This window comes from Streptomyces sp. NBC_00029, assembly GCF_045160505.1.
Taxonomy (GTDB): Bacteria; Actinomycetota; Actinomycetes; order Streptomycetales; family Streptomycetaceae; genus Streptomyces.
The window spans coordinates 4,257,036-4,272,771 of record NZ_CP108292.1 but is presented as its reverse complement, the minus strand read 5'-3'; the positions used below and the strand labels follow the sequence as shown (position 1 = coordinate 4,272,771).

Genomic DNA, 15,736 nt, shown 5'->3' with positions numbered 1-15,736 from the left:
AGGGCGTGGAACAATTGATCATGCCTGTGACCAATCCGTGGCTGGCCGGCCCGTCACCGAAGCAGCGGCTCGATCGCGAGCGGCTGGAAGAGCGGATACTCAACCTGCTGTCGTCGCAGAACATGTGCGTGCTCGCGACGGCGGGACCGGAGGGGCCGCTCGCGACGCCCGTGCGGTACTTCCACCTCGACTTCGCGGTGATGTTCTCCACGGCCGCAGGTTCGCCGAAGATGAGGAACCTTGCCGCGGATCCCAGGGTGTCGGTGGGGATCTTCGCTCCGCTGGTCGGGCAGGCCAGCAGCCGAGGCGCCCAGCTCTTCGGCCGGGCTCGCGTCCTGTCCGAGAGCGACGCGGATTTCGAGCACTACTGGCCGGCCTTCCGCTGGCAGTCCGACCATGTCGAGCGGTCGCGTTCTCTCGACGAACCGCAGTCGGGGCCGCTCGTCGTGATCGAGGCCGAGCGGATCGTCTATACCGAGCACTGGCTGCGGCGCGACGGGTTCGCGCCGCGTCAGTTCTGGACCCGGGCGGACACGTCGGCGGGATCCTGAGGCTCCCGGTCGGGGACGACATCCCCTCTGCGCAGGCGCGGCCGGCCCGTGTTCACTTCGCTGTGATGAGCTCGCTGTCGTAGGTGCCGCCTATGCAGGTGTACAGGCCCGTGGTGGAGTCGTACTCCACCGTTCCTTGGCCTTTTATGCAAGTGGGTCCGGTGACCGCCGGTACGACGGCGGCCTGCGCGGCGGGGACCGCGGCCCCGAAAACGGCCAGTACGACCGCGGTGGTGAAGCCGAGAAGTCGTGTACGCATGAAAGCTCCCGTGGGGACGAGGGGCACCGACACCTCGATTCCAGCTTCACCCTGCGCCGCGTGGGGCGCACCCCGGCGCGGCGGTGCTCACGGGTCCGCGCTCCGGAGGCACTTCCCGCGCAGGAGCGGCAGGCTGGTGTCATGGCGAACACACCCGTGGTCACCGTGGGGGCGCCTGATGACCGTGGTCTGCGGAAGGTTCTGATCGACGGCATTTTCGCGGGCAAGGTCTGGTCGGACAAGGAACTCCGAAGAGTGCTGAGGCGTGATGGCGTGCCCGACGGACATCCCGTCCGCTGGCTCGGTGAGGACGGAACCGTCTGGCCGGATCGAGCGGGGTTGCGGAGGGCGACCGGCCTCTTCATGGTCCTCGGTCTCCTCGCCACCGCGTATCCGCTCTTCAAGATCGGATACGCGGACAGCGGCGATGCTCTGACCTACGGCGGACGCATCGCGGGATGCACCATTGTCGCGGTGGCGTTGGTGGAGCTGGGTACCGCCGTCGCCGCTGTCGACTACTGGGGCAAGCGGCGGTGGTGCTACTCGGGGGTGGCCGTTCTGGTCGGCGTCCTGATCGCCCTCTTCTGCAGCGTCTCCCTCCTGCTGCTGCAGATCGGCGAGCACTTCAACCGGTACACCACGATCGGGATAGCCCTCTGCGTCTGGTCCTTGGCGGCCCTGTCCGAACTCCACGTGTGCCGGGCGTGGATGGGCCTCTCCATTCCCAGGTCGATCGCGATCGGGGTGATCGTCTCCAGCCTTCTCGCCGCCTCCAACCTGGCGTATTCGCAAGTCTACGTTCCCTATATGACGACCCCTCTGATACAGAGCGGGGCCGAGTTCAGGGAGGCGAATCTGGCCAGGAGCGGAGCGCCGATGTACGTGACGGTACATCTGTACGTGAAGAACGCCGGCCAGGTGCCCGTCTACGTTCTCGGCAGCATCTACTGGATTCATGGTGCGCCGGCCAGTCCGCCCGAAATCAAGCCCACCGCCTTCGACCTGATCTACGACGGAGAGTTCGTCACACCTGTCGGCCGAGTGCTGAATCCGGGGGAGGAAGTGGCGCAGGACGCCGTGGTCGAGATCACGGATCCCGAAAATGCCGAGAAGCGTCCCTACGAGGCGCTCAGGGCCCAGACCGAGGTGTACGTGATCAGAAAGGACAGGATGACGATGTCCGCCGGCTTCGCGCGTACCAGGGTGGGAGCCGAGACGATCAGGAAGGATGCGGAGAAGGGGACTCCGGCGGGTGCGAAGTACCGGTACCGGTCGCAGATCGAGAACAGCAGCGAAATCCTGAACGCGACCCGCGGTCCGCAGCGTGTGACCGTGTGGAGGGTCGCCAACAAGGAATGGCCGCGCATCAATGTGGATGTGTCACCACCCGGGCAGCGGATCGAGTTCGACCCGAACGAACCCTTCTCGAACGAAGACGCCATCAAGCGGTACGGCCTCTCGCAGGTGCGCGGAATCATGGCGCAGACGCCCTATCAGGAGCTGCTGGAGAAGGCCCGCGCCACGGTGAAGACCGTGAGTCCGCCCAAGTGACCGGTCTACGCCGGAGCGTCGGTGCGCAGGCGGGCGTGCAGGTGCTCGTCGTGCCAGCCGTCCGCGTGCAGGAGGGCTCCGCGCATGGTGCCCTCCAGGGGAAAGCCGGCCTTGGTCGCGATGGCGCAGGAGGCCGGGTTGGCCACGGAATGGGTGATCCGTACGCGCTGCAGGCCCAGGTCCTCGAAGGCCCAGCGGCTGACGCGTTCGGTGGCCGGCACCATGACCCCGCGGCCGCGTCCGGCGGGCAGCAGCCAGTAGAGGATCTCGCCGCTGCCGCCCGCGAGGTCGAGGTCGCCGACGCCGATGAGGCCGACCGCCGGGCCTCCGGCGGCGGGGGCGACGGCCCAGATCGCGGCCTCCTCGGCCTGCCAGCGGGCGTGCCAGCGGGCGATCCGTTCCTCGGCCTCGGCGGGGGTGAGGAGGGCGGGCCGGTTCCAGTGCCGGATGTCAGGGTCGAGGCAGGACTCGACGAGCGCGGGAATGTCGTACGCCGCCCAGGGGCGCAGCAGCATGCCGCCCGGCAACTCGAACTCGGGCTGCGGCAGGGCGCGCATCCGACCGGCGGGGACCACGGGAGGTATGGAGTTGATCATGTCGGCATCATTGCGGACCCGCGGCGCGCATGCGCATGCGCAGGAACAAGGCGTACGGCGAGTCCGAGGCGAAGGTCTGGCGGTGCAGCGGCTCCGGGACCCGGGGGCCCCAGAGCCAGGCCATGTCGCAGCCGTAGCAGAACGCCGCTTCGTACAGGGGCGGCTCGGCCGGGTCGGCGTACGCGCGCAGGCCCCAGCCGGGGGCGAACCCGCACAGGGTGAGGTCGGCGGCGGGGATCTTCCGTACGGCCGTGAGCATCTCCGCGACGGCGGGCCCCTCCCAGTGCCCCACGACGGGCCCGGTCATCGGGCCGCCGTGGTGCTCGGGACCGGCGGTGATGCGTACGACGTCGATGCGGGTCGTGGCGGCGACGGCTTCGGCGGGGAGCAGCATCCGCACAGCATGGCAGCCGGGGTTCGGGGTCTCTCCGGCGGTCGGCAACTCCCCGATGGCGAAACGATTTTGGTGCTCTGGGCCTCGCCCGAATGCTGAAGATGATCACTCGGAGGGATGGTTTCCCTGGTCAGAGGCGCGGGGAGCGGTCGGTGACCTGGTGTGAGGATGCCGGGCGGCAGGGAGCTGCTGGGCCTCAGGAACTCCCGGCCCGCCCCGGATCACCGTGCCTGCGTGCGGTGGTTCCATGACTACGCAAGGAGCCGACCGAGTATGTCCAACACCGTCGTTGACATCTGGGGGCCTGCCTCCCCGCACGCCCGTTCCTCCTTTCCTCCCGCGCCGGAAGCGCACGACGAGTGGCCCCTGGAGGGCGGCACGGCCTGGGTGTACTACAGCCCGCTGAACCGCCGGCAGCTCATTCGGCCCGTCATCCTCTCCGACGGCTTCTCGGGTGGATCGACCAACATCGACCAGCTCTGGCACGGGCTGGAGGAGAACGGGAACTACCGCTTCATCAGTGAGCTGCACGCCACCGGCCGCGATGTGATCATCCTCGGCTACCACGACCGGACGGCCTCGATCACGGCCAACGCCGAGACCGCGATCGAGTGCATCAGCAGGGCCGTCGCCGAGCGGGTGGGTCGCGCGAAGCTGGTCGTGGGCGGCTTCAGCATGGGTGGGCTCATCACCCGCTACGCGCTGGCCAGGATGGAGAACGACCCCGGCCTCCCGGACCACGAGACCGGCACCTACCTCTCCTACGACACCCCCCACCAGGGAGCGTGGTTCCCGGTCTCCCTCCAGGCCTTCACCCACTACGCGACGGACAAGTGGGGAGACAACCCCACGCTGGGCCCCGTGCTGCGCCAGCTCTCCGGGCTGCTCAACAGCCCCGCGGCGAAGGAAATGGCCCGGTGGCACATCGGCAAGGTCGACGCCGAGCCGAAGCAGGCATCGGAGCGGCTCGCGTTCCTCCGCAAGCTCGACGACATCGGGGAGTGGCCGCGGAACGTCCGCAAGATCGGTGTCGCCAACGGCGTGGACACCGGTGCCGGAAACGGCGCCGAGGCCGACGCGATCGCGGTGCGGGGCGACGGTGAAACGCTGAAGGACACCTGGCTGAAGATCCAGGCCCAGGGTGACCAGATCGTCGCCAGGCTGCAGAAGGCCGGCGAGGAGGCGACCATGGTGCGCACCAGCGGGCTGCCCGACATCGACGGCGCTCCCGGCGGTCTGTTCACCATGCAGTCCCCGGTCGGCGACACCGGCAGCTTCGGCCTCGCCGCCCTCCTCATGACCCTGCTCGGCAACGCTGTCGACCCGGACGTCATCACCACGTCCTGTTTCATCCCCGCCATCAGCGCCGTCGCGTCCGGCGACATCAACGACCCGAAGGCGCTGTACCGCCCGATCGCCGCGGACGACAGCGCGCTCGACGCCTTCCTGTGCGCCGGCCGCAACGAGGGCCACACCACCATGACCGTGGAACTCGGGGAGTGGATCGTGAACGAGATCGTGGCCCAGTGACCACGGGGGTGGGCGGCACCGGCCCGGCAGCCGCCCCGCCCACCCCGGCGCTCCGCGCGGCGGCCGCCCCGCCCACCCCGGCGCTCCGCGCGGCGGCCGCCCCGCCCACCCCAGCGCTCCGCGCGGCGGCCGTCCTAGGCCGGGACGTGTTCCTTCGGGGGCGCTTCGGGAGAGCTCGCGGTGTCCGGGGCGGTGTTCGTGTCCGGGTCGGTGTCGAGGTCGGCCAGCATCCGGCGGGTGAAGCCGAAGAAGTAGGTGGCGACGAAGCCCACCAGGTAGCCGACCAGCAGGCCGCCCGCGTAGATCGCGAGGGTGACACCGGCGCTCGACCGGCCGTCCAGCAGCGGGAACAGGGCCCAGCCGGAGGGGCCGATGGCGGTGGAGCCGAAGGCGACGCCCAGTTGGTGGAAGAGGCCGACGAAGGCGCCGCCGGCCGCGCCGCCGATGCAGGCGGTGACGAAGGGGCGGCCGAGCGGCAGGGAGACGCCGTAGATCAGCGGTTCGCCGATGCCCAGGAAGCCGGCCGGGAGGGCGGACCTGATGGTGGCGCGGAGCGAGCCGTTGCGCGGGAGCCGGTAGTGGACGGCGATGGCCGCGCCGACCTGGCCCGCGCCCGCCATGGCGAGGATGGGCAGCAGGACGGTGTAGCCGTCCTGCTCGATGAGGGTGGTGTGGATGGGGATCAGGGCCTGGTGCAGGCCGAGCATCACGAGGGGGAGGAAGAGGCCGCCGAGGACCAGGCCGGCAAAGGCGCCGCCGCCGGTGAGGAGCCAGTTCGCGAAGGTGCCGATGGCGGTGGAGGCCTCGCCGGCGAGGTACATCAGGCCGAAGAGGGTGACCAGGCCCGAGATCAGCACGGTGAGGGTGGGGGTGACGAGGACGTCCAGGGCCTCGGGGACCCAGGTGCGGCACCACTTCTCCACGTACACGGCGAGGAGGGCGGCGGCGAGCGCGCCGAGGACGCCGCCCTGGCCGGGTTTCAGCTCCAGCCCGAAGGCGTCGATCTTCGCGACGCCGGGGAAGACGATGACGGCGGCGACGGCGCCGCCGAGGATGGGCGTGCCGCCGAACTCCTTGGCCGTGTTGTATCCGACGAAGACCGCGATCAGGGACATGAAGCCCGCCGAGATCGCGGCCAACGCCGGTACGACGGCGGGCACCCAGCCGAGATTGTTCAGCAGCCCGTTCAGGCCGGCGATGATGCCGCAGCCGATGAGTGCCGGGATCAGCGGCACGAAGATGTTCGCGATCCGGCGCAGGAACAGCTTGAAGGGGGTCGCGTTCCTCGCCTTCTGAGCCTCCTTCAGCGCCGCGCCGTGGGCGGCGAGGCCGTCCGCGGTGATCGCCCCGGCCGGGGTGGGGCCGGTGGTGCCGCCGGCGGGGGGTGCGGCCGGTGCGGCGGCACGGGCCTCCTCGACGAGTGCCTCGAACTCCGGGGTCACGCGGGCAACGGCGCCTGGGCCCAGCACGATCTGGTATGTGTCGTCCTCGACCACGCCGAGCACCGCGGGCAGGGCGCGCAGGGCCTCGTCCTGGACCAGCGAGCGGTCGCGCAGTGAGATGCGCAGGCGGGTCATGCAGTGCGCGATCGAGATGATGTTGTCCGGGCCGCCGACCAGCGGAAGGATCGCGGCGGCGGTGGCGCGGTTCTTGTCAGTGGACATGTGGGATCGCCTTGGGTCGGGGGTCAGCGGGTACGGGCGAGGGCGGCGCGCAGGTGGCCCTGCGATGCGGCGAGCAGCTCGGCGGCCGTGGGGCCGTCGACTCCGCCGAGGACGACGAGGACGGCGTTCTTGACCTCGCCGCCGGTGGCGGTGAGGGCCGCCTCGATCTCCTCGTCGGGCGCTCCGGTGGCCAACGCCACGATGCGTCGGGCACGGGCGCGCAGCTTCTCGTTCGAGGAGCGCATGTCGACCATGAGGTTCCCGTAGGTCTTCCCGAGGCGGATCATCGTGATGGTCGAGATGAGGTTGAGGACGAGCTTCTGCGCGGTGCCGGCCTTCAGGCGGGTGGATCCGGTGAGGAGTTCGGGTCCGACGACCACCTCGATGCCGTGGTCGGCGGCCGCGGCGAGGGCGGAACCGGCGTTGCAGGAGAGCCCGACGGTGAGCGCGCCGCGGGTACGGGCGGACTCGACGGCGCCGATCGCGTACGGGGTGCGGCCGGAGGCGGAGATGCCGACGACCGTGTCGTCCGGCCCGATCCGCAGTGCGGTGAGGTCCTCGGCGGCCAGCTCCTTGGAGTCCTCGGCGCCCTCGACGGCCTTGACCATGGCGGAGGGGCCGCCGGCGATCAGGCCGACGACCTCGGACGGGTCGGTGTTGAAGGTGGGCGGGCATTCGCTGGCGTCCAGGACGCCCATCCGGCCGGCCGTGCCGGCGCCTGCGTAGACGAGCCGGCCGCCGCGGGCCATGCGCTCGGCGATCGCGTCGACGGCGGCGGCGATCTGCGGCAGCCGGCCGGCGACGGCGGCCGGGACGGTGGCGTCCTCGGCGTTCATGGTGCGGGCGATGTCGAGGGTGGACAGCCGGTCGATCTCGGCGAGCTCCGGGCGGAAGGCCTCGGTGGTGAGCGTTTCCAGCTGGGCGCGGAGTTCTGCGTAGGCGGTCATCGGTGACTCCCTGGCGGGTGGCGCGTGCGGCGGTGGGCGAGGGCTTCGTAGGAGGCGGTGAGGGCGGGTGCGGCGGTCTCGTAGGTCTGCTGCGCGATGCCGACGAAGAGGCAGTCGACGACGAGCAGCTGGCTGGTCCTGCTGGACATGGCGGCCGGGCGCAGGTGGGTCTCGCGGGCGGCGGAGGTGGTCAGGACGAGGTCGGCGTGGCGGGTGACGGGGCTGGTGGGACGGCCGGTGAGGGCGAGGGTGGTGGCGCCGCGCTCGAACGCGACGCGCAGCGGCTCGATCACGTCGCCGGTGGTGCCGGAGTGGGTGATCGCGACGGCGACATCGCCGGGGCGAAGCTGCACGGCGCCCGTGACGGCCAGGTGCGGGTCGCTGTGCGCGTGGGCGAGGAGGCCGATGCGCAGCAGCTTCTGGGCGAGGTCCTGGCCGACGAGGGCGGAGGCGCCGACGCCGTAGATGTCGATGCGGCGGGCGGTGGCGAGGGCGGTGACGGCGGCGGCGAGCTGGGTGAGGTCGAGTGCGGCGGCGGTGTCGGTGAGGGTCTGCGCCTCCTCGTGGGCCAGCTTGGCGACGACGTCCGCGAGGGGGTCGTCGACGGCTATGTCGACGGTGACTGCGGGGGCGGTGCCGGATTCCTGCTGGGCGGCGAGGGCGGCGAGCGCGAGGCGCAGGTCGCGGTAGCCGGGGTAGCCGAGGAGGCGTGCGGTGCGGACGACGGTGGCCTCGCTGGTGCCGGTGTGCTCGGCGAGGGCGGAGACGGTGAGCCGGGCACAGGCGGCGGGGTCGGCGGCGACGGCTTCGGCGACGGCCTGCACGGAGCGGGGCAGGGACGGGGCGAGGCTGCGGATCCGGGCCCGGAGGGCGTGGGGAGGGGGAGCCGGGGCGGGGCCGTTGACGGGGCCGTCGGTGGGGCCGTTGACGGGGCTGGAAGTTTCCTTCGTGTTCTGGCTCACATCTGAAATTTATTTTCAGCGCCGGCTCCGGTCAATACGCCATTGGGCCTCCGGAAAGAGGGCCTTCATCACCGGGCCCCTGCGGGTCCACAATGGGCGCATGGACCACGCGACCCCCCTGGAACAGGCGCTGCACGTCGCCCGTGCCCTCGTTCTCGCCGATCTCGCTGCCGGTGAGGTCGCCGATGCCGATGTCGTCTCCCTCGTCGAGGACTCGGTCACGCACCGCCGGTGGTGGGTGGAGCAGTGGCCGGAGGGGGTCGACTACCTTGCCGGACTTGTCGCCCAGGACGTGAAGGACGCGCTGCTGGAGAAGTACGGACGATGGCCGCTCTGCCCGGTCTGCAACCACGGCGAGCCGCACGCGCTCGACGTGGAGCCGGAGCTGGGACCCGACCCGCACTGGGTGTGCTCGGAGGCGGGTGTGAAGGTGGCCGCGATCGGCGGCCTGGGTCCCGTCTTCGGCCTCCGGTGAGCCGCCGGTGACCGTATACATCGACCCGCCGACCTGGCCGGGCCACGGCCGCATGTGGTCGCACCTGGTCAGCGACGTGTCGTACGAGGAGCTGCACGCCTTCGCGGCGGGCATCGGCTGCCCGCCGAGGGCCTTCGAACGGGACCACTACGACGTGCCGTCGTACCGGTACGCGGACGCGGTCGGCGCGGGGGCTGTGGAGATCGGCAGCAAGGAACTCGTCCGCCGCCTCACCGCGGCGGGCCTGCGCCGCCCCAAGGGCCGGCCGGCGGCCTAGGTCGCCTCTTTCGGATCTTGTCGGCCGAGCCCGCGTTGTCCGGTGCCGTGCATCGCAAGGCGGAGGAGCTCCCTTGTACTGGACGTACTCGGGAGCCCCGACAACGCAGCGAGGTGCGGTGCCGGGCAGCGCGGGCCCGACAAGATCCGAAAGAGACGACCTAGGTGGTCCTGTCGTCAAAGTCCCGCTTGGCCCGTGGCGCCCGGCACAACCGGCGCTACTTCGACGACAGGACCTAGGAGCTCGGGGCGGGGCTCGGGGCCGGGGTCGGTGGTGCGGACGACTCCGGGACGGCGTTGGGCTGGGCCGCAGGCGGGAGCGACCAGACGTGCTCGGGGGTCGCGATCTTGGTGACCGTGTTGGCGATGAGGGAGCTCAGGCTGCCGAACTTCCCGTCGACGTCGGAGTTCACCACGATCACCATCGTGGCGCGCTCCTGCGGGAGCCGGACGGCGATGGTCTCGTAGCCGGGCAGCTCGCCGTTGTGGCCGATCCAGCCGTCGAGCTCGGCGATGCCGAGCCCGTAGCCGATGTCGGGGTGCCCGGTGGGCAGCATGCGCATCCGCTGGGCCTGGGTGCCCGGCTCCAGCAGGCGGTCGCCGTCGGGCAGCTTCCCGGTGACCAGGGTCGGGACCCAGGAGTGCAGGTCGTCCATGGTGGAGATCGTCGCTCCGGCCGCCCATGCCCAGGACGGGTTCCAGGTGGAGGCGTCGACGGTCGCGCCGTTCGGGGTGAAGTTCGTGTAGCCGTGCACGTACGGGGACGCGATCTCCGCGCCGGTCGGCAGCGAGGTCGCGCCCAGGTCCGCCGGTTCGAAGACGTGCTGCTGCAGGTAGGTGTGCAGGGGCTGCCCGCCGACCTTCTCGACGAGCAGGCCGAGCAGGACGGTGTTGGTGTTGGAGTACTCCCAGCGCGTGCCCGCCGGGAAGTTGGCAGGGTGCCGGAAAGCGGTGTCCAGCAGCTCCTGCGGGGTCCAGGTGCGGTGCGGGTCGGCCTTGTAGGTGGCCAGCAGGCGCGGGTCCTCGGTGTAGTTGTAGAGGCCGCTGCGCATGTCGGCGAGCTGCCGGACGGTGATCTTGTCGCCGCCGGGCACGCCGTCGAGGTACGTCGAGACCGGCGCGTCGAGCCGTACCTTCCCGTCGTCGACGAGCTGCAGGACGGCGGTGACGGTGAAGGTCTTGGTGACACTGCCGATGCGGGTGTGCGTGTCGGTCTTGATGGGGACGCCGGTGGCCTTGTCGGCGGTGCCGAAGGCGCGCACGTAGGGGTCCTCGCCGTCGATCCACAGGCCGACACCCACGCCGGGGATGTCGGCCTTGCGCATGGCCGCGGTGATCGCGTCGTCGAGCTGCTCGGCGGTCGCCGGGTCGATGTCGACCCGGCCCGGCGGGGCGGCCGGGGGGGCCTGGCCCGCGCACAGCGCGGTCAGCAGCAGGGAGGCGGCTGCCAAGACGGTGGGCGTCCGGTACCGGCCCATGAAGGATCACCCCTGACGCGCTTCCCCGAGCGGTCCCCGGTCCCCGAGCTGACGTTCCCATCGTAGGAAGCCGGGTCCGGGGCGGCGACCGGGGCCCGGGACCGGGGGTCAGGGGCCGGGGTCAGGCGCGTGCGGGTTCCCCGGCGGGGGTCGCGGCGGCGCCTCCCGCGGCGACCACGCGGGTGGCCGGCTGCGGCGTACGGCGGTCCAGGCGCAGGGCGATCACGGTGAGGGCGATCGCGGTGACCGTCATGGCGGCGCCCGCCCAGGCGGTGGCGCCGAAGCCCAGGTCCGCGTCGATGACGGTGCCGCCGAGCCAGGGACCACCGGTGTTGCCGAGGTTGAACGCGGCCGTGGTGGTGGCACCGGCCAGGGTCGGGGCGGCGCCGGCCACGTTGAACATGCGGGCGTTGAGCGCCGGGGCGGTGAAGAACGCCGAGAAGCCGAGCAGGAAGGCCAGGGCGACCGCCGCGGTGGCGCTGGAGGCCAGCAGGGCGAGCGCGGCGAGGAAGACGGTGGAGGCGGTGACGCCCCAGATCATCACGCCGAACAGGTGCGCGTCGGCGACCCGGCCGCCGACGGTGGTGCCGGCCAGCGCGCCGATGCCGAAGAGGCCGAGGATCCACGGGACCCACTGCGAATCCAGCCCGGCCACGTCCGTGAGCAGCGGGGAGAGGTAGCTGAAGGCACAGAAGACGCCCCCCGCGGCCAGCGCCGTGATGCCGATGGCGAGCCATACCTGGCGGTCGCGGTAGATGCGCAGCTCGCGCCCGAGCGAGGGCTTCTCGGCGGGCAGCGGGATCTTCGGGATGAGCGCCAGGATGCCGACGAGCGCGATCGCGGAGGCGGCGCCGACCGACCAGAAGGCGGAGCGCCAGCCCAGGTGCTCGCCGAGGAAGGCGCCGGCGGGGACGCCGAGGACGTTCGCGATCGACAGGCCGCCGATCATGACGGCCATCGCGCGGGCCCGCTGGTCCTTGTCGACCATGGCGATGGCGACGGCCGCGCCCACGGCCCAGAAGCCGGCGCAGGCGAGTGCGGAGACCACGCGGGAGGCGAAGAGGAGCTCGTAGGAGGGGGCCAGCGCGCCCGCGACCTGCCCGAGGCCGAAGAGGCTGATGAGGGAGATGAGGGTGGTGCGGCGGGGGAGGCGCAAGGTGGCTACGGCCAGCAGCGGGGCTCCGACGACCATGCCGATCGCGAAGGCGGATATGAGCAGGCCCGCCTGCGGAATGGTGACGCCCATGTCCTCGGCGATGGGTGGCAGCAGCCCGGAGAGCATGAATTCGCTGGTGCCGAGCGCGAACACGGACAGTCCGAGGACGTAGACGGCGACGGGCATGCGGGGGCGTGCTGCGACTGCGGGCATGACTGTCACCAACCAGCGCGAACGCGATCAAATTCCCCGGGGTGTGTCATTCGTGTTGCGTGAGCTCGGCGAGCTCGGCGGCCAGGTTGGCGCGGGCCGGGGCCTCCCAGTGCGCGGCTCCGTAGGGGGTGCGGAAGAGCCGCGGCAGGTCGAGGAGCTGGCGCAGGACGGCGGCGCGGCCGGTGCGGAAGGCGTCGTCCGGGACGAAGCCGTACTCGGCGCGGACGGCGGCGACGTACGCGGCGTAGGCGTCGGGGGCCCCGGCCAGTACCGCCAAGTCGGCGTCGCAGAGCGCCTCGCCGTCGGTGTCACCGGGGGCGGGGTCGTGGGTGACGGTGAGCCGGACCAGCCGGGCCACCTCGGCGGTGCGCGCCGGGCCGATGCCGAGCTCGGGGAGGGCGCGCTCGGCCATGGCGGCGCTGCGCTCCTCGTTCTCGGAGCGGTCGGGGCGGTAGACGGCGTCGTGGAACCAGGCGGCGAGCTGCACGGCGGCGGGATCGGCGGCGTGCGGGGCCAGTACGTCGACCCGCGCGAGTACGTCGGCCAGGTGAGCGGTGGTGTGGTAGCGGCGCTGCGGCTCCGCCCAGGCGGTGAGGAGGCGCTCGGCGTAGGGGGCGGGATCGCGGTCGGCGGGGGCGCCGGCGGCGGTGACGGTCGCCCGCCAGCGGGCCCGGAGGTCGGCGGTGTCGCTGCGGTGGGTGCCTGTGTCCATGGGCACATTGTGGGGTGGCGTGATTGTGCTGGTGAAGGGCGGGTGGAGCCCCGTATTCTGAATATTGGACTAGACCTATTTCCCCACAGTTTTCCCGAGCTGGTTTTCGAAGGATGGGATCGAATGAGCAACCGTGCGCTCCTGGAGGTGATCGCCCTCGACGTGGAGGATGCGGTCGCGGCCCAGGCCGGTGGGGCGGACCGACTCGAGCTGGTCACCGACATGGCCGCCGACGGGCTCACCCCGCCGCGCGAGACCTTCGCGGCGATCAGGGCGGCGGTCGACATCCCGCTGCGCGTGATGCTCCGCAGGACGGACGGGTTCGCGGCCGGGGACGTGTCCGAGCTGGTCCGGGTGGCGCGGGAGCTGCGGGCGGAGGGCGCGCAGGAGTTCGTGCTCGGCTTCCTGCACGCGGACGGCACCCCCGACCTGGCCGCGGTCGAGGCGGTCGTCGCGGAGCTGGACGGCTGCCGGTGGACCTTCCACCGGGCGATCGACCGCGCGGCGGACCGGGACCAGCTGCGCAAGGCGCTGGCCGATCTGCCCGGGCTGGACACGTACCTGACGGCGGGCGCGGCGGACGGGGTGGAGGCGGGGCTGCCGGTGCTGCTCGCGGAGGCGGCGCGGCGGGGTGAGCCGGGGTACGGGGCGCGGATCCTGGTGGGCGGCGGGCTGACGCTGTCGCACCTGCCGGTGCTGGTCGCCGGTGGCATCGACGCGTTCCACATCGGCGGCGCGGCGCGTCCCTCCGGGTGGGGCGGACCGGTCTCGGCGGCGGCCGTCGCCGACTGGCGAGCCGCGCTGTCCTGACGGGGGTCCGGCTGTCGGCCGGCGCCGCCGCCGCTGCCGGGGGCTCCGCCCCCGGACCCCCGCGCCTCAAACGCCGGCGGGGCTGGAAAATCCAGCCCCGCCGGCGTTTGAGGCGCGGGGTCTGGGGCGGAGCCCCAGGAGGGCGGGCCGCAGGTCAGGACAGGGCGGTCGGGAGCGGGGCCGAGTGGAGGGCCGTCAGGCCCGAGACCGCGCGGGTGAGGCAGACGTAGAGGCGGCGCAGGCCCGTCCGCTCGTCCGGCTCGCCGTCCACGATCGCCGCGGGCTCGTCCAGGACCACGTAGTCGTACTCCAGACCCTTCGCCAGCGACGCCGGCACCAGCGTCAGCCGGGACTCCGCGGTCGTCTCCTCACCGGGCGACAGGTACGGCAGCCCGGCTGCCAGCAGGGCATCCGCCAGCACCGGGATCCGCGCGTCCGCCGCGATCAGCCCGATCGATCCCTCGTGCGCCAAGGAGTCACGGCACGCGGCGACCACCGCCGCCGTCAGGCCGTCCGCCCGGGCCTCCGCGATCCGCAGGGAGCCCGGCGTCTCGCGGACCGAGGAGACCGGCGCCAGGCCCGGGGAGATCGACGGCAGCAGCCGCGAGGCGTACGCGATCACCTCGCGCGGCACGCGGAAGCCCGCCGTCAGCTCCTCCAGCACCGCCTGCGGCTTGCCCAGGTGCGTGAGGGCCTCGTCCCAGCTGCGCGTGGCCCACGGGGTGGTGCCCTGCGCGAGGTCGCCGAGGACCGTCGCCGAGCCGGTGGTGCAGCGCCGCCCCACCGCCCGGTACTGCATCGGCGACAGGTCCTGCGCCTCGTCGAGGACCACGTGGCCCAGCGAATGCGTCCGCTCCACCAGGTCCGTGGCCTCGTCGATCAGGACCAGGTCCGCCGCCGACCACTTCGCCGACTTCACGCTGCGGAACGGCTTCGGCCACAGCAGGAGCTTCTGCTCGTCCTCGGTGAGCACGTCCGCCGCGTGCAGCGCGAGGAACTCGGGGTCGGACAGCAGGCGCAGCACCAGCTTCGCCGGTTCGACGGCCGGCCAGATCGCCTTGACCGCCGCCTTCACCGCCGCGTTGCGGGCCACCGCGTCCTGCACCCGGTCGTCCGGAGCCTCGCCCGCCTGCTCCATCCGTACGAGCACCGCGTGCGCGATGCGCTGCGGCAGGGCCGCGCGGGCGGCGCCGTAGCGGATGTCGCGCTTCTGCAGTTCCTCGACCATCTCCTCCAGCTCGTACGCGGGCACCCGCCAGCGGCGCGAGCCGCGGACCACCATCAGCGGCTCCGTGGGACGGCTGACGTGCGAGCGGACCGCGCGGCCGAGTACCTCCGCCATCCGGGCGTCGCCCTTGACCACGGCGGTTTCGGCGGCATCCGTGCCGCATACCTCCAGGCCGTCCTGGGCCACCAGGTCGTCGACGGTGGCCTGCTTGACCTCCAGCTCGCCCAGGGCCGGCAGGACCTGCTCGATGTAGTGCAGGAAGGAACGGTTCGGCCCGATGACGAGCGTGCCCGTGCGGGCGAGGCGGTCGCGGTGCGCGTAGAGCAGGTACGCGACGCGGTGCAGGCCGACCGCGGTCTTGCCGGTGCCGGGGCCGCCCTGCACGCAGACGGAACCGGACAGGCCGGAACGCACGATCTCGTCCTGCTCGGGCTGGATCGTCGCGACGATGTCCCGCATGGGGCCGACGCGCGGGCGCTCGATCTCCTGCTGGAGCAGCTTGCTGACCGCGGCCGCCTCGGCCGGGTCGGACAGGTGCTCGTCCTCGTACGCCGTCAGCTCGCCGCCCGTGTAGCCGAAGCGGCGGCGCAGTGCGATGTCCTGCGGGTCGGTCTTGGAGGCGCGGTAGAACGGCTGGGAGACGGGCGCGCGCCAGTCGATGACCATCGGGTCGCCGTCGGCGTCGTGGACGTGGCGGCGGCCGATGTAGAACTGCTCGCCCTCCGCGCCCTCGGCGAGTTCCGCGCCGGGTGCGTGCAGGTAGTTCAGACGGCCGAAGAAGAGCGGGGTGTGGGCGAGGTCGGCGAGAGCCTTGATGCGGTCGTCGATCTGGGCCTGGAGGACGATCGCGTTGACCCAGTTCGCGGTGACGTCGCGGATGTCGAGGGCCTCGACGTCCTCGCGCATGGCGCGCAGGGCGGAGCGGGAGGCGGTC

At 72.0% G+C, this 15,736-nt stretch carries 15 protein-coding genes; 6 read left to right on the top strand and 9 right to left on the bottom strand.

Annotation, left to right across the window (positions count from 1 at the left end; all coding sequences use genetic code 11):
• Window positions 1–20 precede the first annotated feature (20 nt).
• Together OG753_RS19955 and OG753_RS19950 are read left to right on the top strand one after the other, a co-directional pair.
• Window positions 21–551: a pyridoxamine 5'-phosphate oxidase family protein gene (locus OG753_RS19955; RefSeq protein WP_383193515.1), complete on the top strand. Its 531-nt coding sequence runs from the start codon at window positions 21–23 to the stop codon at window positions 549–551.
• A 400-nt stretch (window positions 552–951) separates the two neighbouring features.
• On the top strand, window positions 952–2,361 hold the full coding sequence (locus tag OG753_RS19950) for a hypothetical protein (RefSeq protein ID WP_327263117.1): 1,410 nt from the start codon (window positions 952–954) through the stop codon (window positions 2,359–2,361).
• Between the two features lie 5 nt (window positions 2,362–2,366).
• Here OG753_RS19950 and OG753_RS19945 read toward each other — a convergent pair whose 3' ends face one another.
• Together OG753_RS19945 and OG753_RS19940 are read right to left on the bottom strand one after the other, a co-directional pair.
• The gene (locus OG753_RS19945; protein WP_327263116.1) at window positions 2,367–2,957 is read right to left on the bottom strand and encodes a GNAT family protein; all 591 of its coding nucleotides are present in this window, start codon (window positions 2,955–2,957) and stop codon (window positions 2,367–2,369) included.
• Window positions 2,958–2,964: 7 nt separating this feature from the next.
• Window positions 2,965–3,351: a hypothetical protein gene (locus tag OG753_RS19940; protein WP_405789437.1), complete on the bottom strand. Its 387-nt coding sequence runs from the start codon at window positions 3,349–3,351 to the stop codon at window positions 2,965–2,967.
• Between the two features lie 273 nt (window positions 3,352–3,624).
• Between OG753_RS19940 and OG753_RS19935 the strand changes: the two genes are divergently transcribed.
• On the top strand, window positions 3,625–4,881 hold the full coding sequence (locus OG753_RS19935) for a hypothetical protein (RefSeq protein ID WP_327263114.1): 1,257 nt from the start codon (window positions 3,625–3,627) through the stop codon (window positions 4,879–4,881).
• A gap of 134 nt (window positions 4,882–5,015) precedes the next feature.
• Here OG753_RS19935 and OG753_RS19930 read toward each other — a convergent pair whose 3' ends face one another.
• Genes OG753_RS19930 through OG753_RS19920 form a run of 3 tightly spaced genes read right to left on the bottom strand, consistent with a single transcriptional unit; the run spans window position 5,016 to window position 8,349 of the window.
• On the bottom strand, window positions 5,016–6,545 hold the full coding sequence (locus tag OG753_RS19930) for a PTS transporter subunit EIIC (protein WP_405789435.1): 1,530 nt from the start codon (window positions 6,543–6,545) through the stop codon (window positions 5,016–5,018).
• A gap of 23 nt (window positions 6,546–6,568) precedes the next feature.
• Complete coding sequence (gene murQ, locus OG753_RS19925; RefSeq protein ID WP_405789433.1) at window positions 6,569–7,492, bottom strand: N-acetylmuramic acid 6-phosphate etherase; 924 nt, start codon at window positions 7,490–7,492, stop codon at window positions 6,569–6,571.
• The gene (locus OG753_RS19920; protein ID WP_327266831.1) at window positions 7,489–8,349 is read right to left on the bottom strand and encodes an SIS domain-containing protein; all 861 of its coding nucleotides are present in this window, start codon (window positions 8,347–8,349) and stop codon (window positions 7,489–7,491) included. The genes murQ and OG753_RS19920 overlap by 4 nt, the downstream gene beginning before the upstream one ends.
• Window positions 8,350–8,554: 205 nt before the next feature.
• Here OG753_RS19920 and OG753_RS19915 point away from each other — a divergent pair, with 205 nt between their 5' ends.
• Both OG753_RS19915 and OG753_RS19910 read left to right on the top strand, forming a co-directional pair.
• Entirely contained in the window at window positions 8,555–8,929 is a 375-nt protein-coding gene (locus OG753_RS19915; RefSeq protein ID WP_030727652.1) for a hypothetical protein, read from the top strand.
• A gap of 7 nt (window positions 8,930–8,936) precedes the next feature.
• The gene (locus OG753_RS19910; protein ID WP_030387344.1) at window positions 8,937–9,206 is read left to right on the top strand and encodes a DUF4031 domain-containing protein; all 270 of its coding nucleotides are present in this window, start codon (window positions 8,937–8,939) and stop codon (window positions 9,204–9,206) included.
• A 235-nt stretch (window positions 9,207–9,441) separates the two neighbouring features.
• Here the strand turns inward: OG753_RS19910 and OG753_RS19905 are convergent, their stop codons facing one another.
• The 3 genes from OG753_RS19905 to OG753_RS19895 all read right to left on the bottom strand — a co-directional run bounded on the left by OG753_RS19905 (window position 9,442) and on the right by OG753_RS19895 (window position 12,764).
• Window positions 9,442–10,656, bottom strand: a complete 1,215-nt coding sequence (locus OG753_RS19905; RefSeq protein ID WP_327263111.1) for a serine hydrolase domain-containing protein — start codon at window positions 10,654–10,656, stop codon at window positions 9,442–9,444.
• A 148-nt stretch (window positions 10,657–10,804) separates the two neighbouring features.
• Window positions 10,805–12,025, bottom strand: a complete 1,221-nt coding sequence (locus tag OG753_RS19900; RefSeq protein ID WP_327266830.1) for a Cmx/CmrA family chloramphenicol efflux MFS transporter — start codon at window positions 12,023–12,025, stop codon at window positions 10,805–10,807.
• 73 nt (window positions 12,026–12,098) lie between these two features.
• Window positions 12,099–12,764: a hypothetical protein gene (locus OG753_RS19895; protein WP_327263110.1), complete on the bottom strand. Its 666-nt coding sequence runs from the start codon at window positions 12,762–12,764 to the stop codon at window positions 12,099–12,101.
• Window positions 12,765–12,887: 123 nt separating this feature from the next.
• Here OG753_RS19895 and OG753_RS19890 point away from each other — a divergent pair, with 123 nt between their 5' ends.
• Window positions 12,888–13,574 carry a copper homeostasis protein CutC gene (locus tag OG753_RS19890; RefSeq protein ID WP_327263109.1) on the top strand — a complete coding sequence of 229 codons (687 nt, stop codon included), beginning with the start codon at window positions 12,888–12,890 and terminating at the stop codon, window positions 13,572–13,574.
• A 154-nt stretch (window positions 13,575–13,728) separates the two neighbouring features.
• Here OG753_RS19890 and OG753_RS19885 read toward each other — a convergent pair whose 3' ends face one another.
• On the bottom strand, window positions 13,729–15,708 hold the full coding sequence (locus OG753_RS19885) for a HelD family protein (protein WP_405792734.1): 1,980 nt from the start codon (window positions 15,706–15,708) through the stop codon (window positions 13,729–13,731).
• Between the last annotated feature and the right edge of the window lie 28 nt (window positions 15,709–15,736).

Coding starts and splice junctions, on each gene's coding strand:
- OG753_RS19955 (WP_383193515.1), top strand. CDS start 21: ATGCCTGTGACCAATCCGTGGCTGGCCGGCCCGTCACCGAAGCAGCGG.
- OG753_RS19950 (WP_327263117.1), top strand. CDS start 952: ATGGCGAACACACCCGTGGTCACCGTGGGGGCGCCTGATGACCGTGGT.
- OG753_RS19945 (WP_327263116.1), bottom strand. CDS start 2,957: ATGATCAACTCCATACCTCCCGTGGTCCCCGCCGGTCGGATGCGCGCC.
- OG753_RS19940 (WP_405789437.1), bottom strand. CDS start 3,351: ATGCTGCTCCCCGCCGAAGCCGTCGCCGCCACGACCCGCATCGACGTC.
- OG753_RS19935 (WP_327263114.1), top strand. CDS start 3,625: ATGTCCAACACCGTCGTTGACATCTGGGGGCCTGCCTCCCCGCACGCC.
- OG753_RS19930 (WP_405789435.1), bottom strand. CDS start 6,545: ATGTCCACTGACAAGAACCGCGCCACCGCCGCCGCGATCCTTCCGCTG.
- murQ (WP_405789433.1), bottom strand. CDS start 7,492: ATGACCGCCTACGCAGAACTCCGCGCCCAGCTGGAAACGCTCACCACC.
- OG753_RS19915 (WP_030727652.1), top strand. CDS start 8,555: ATGGACCACGCGACCCCCCTGGAACAGGCGCTGCACGTCGCCCGTGCC.
- OG753_RS19900 (WP_327266830.1), bottom strand. CDS start 12,025: ATGCCCGTCGCCGTCTACGTCCTCGGACTGTCCGTGTTCGCGCTCGGC.
- OG753_RS19895 (WP_327263110.1), bottom strand. CDS start 12,764: ATGGACACAGGCACCCACCGCAGCGACACCGCCGACCTCCGGGCCCGC.
- OG753_RS19890 (WP_327263109.1), top strand. CDS start 12,888: ATGAGCAACCGTGCGCTCCTGGAGGTGATCGCCCTCGACGTGGAGGAT.
- OG753_RS19885 (WP_405792734.1), bottom strand. CDS start 15,708: ATGCGCGAGGACGTCGAGGCCCTCGACATCCGCGACGTCACCGCGAAC.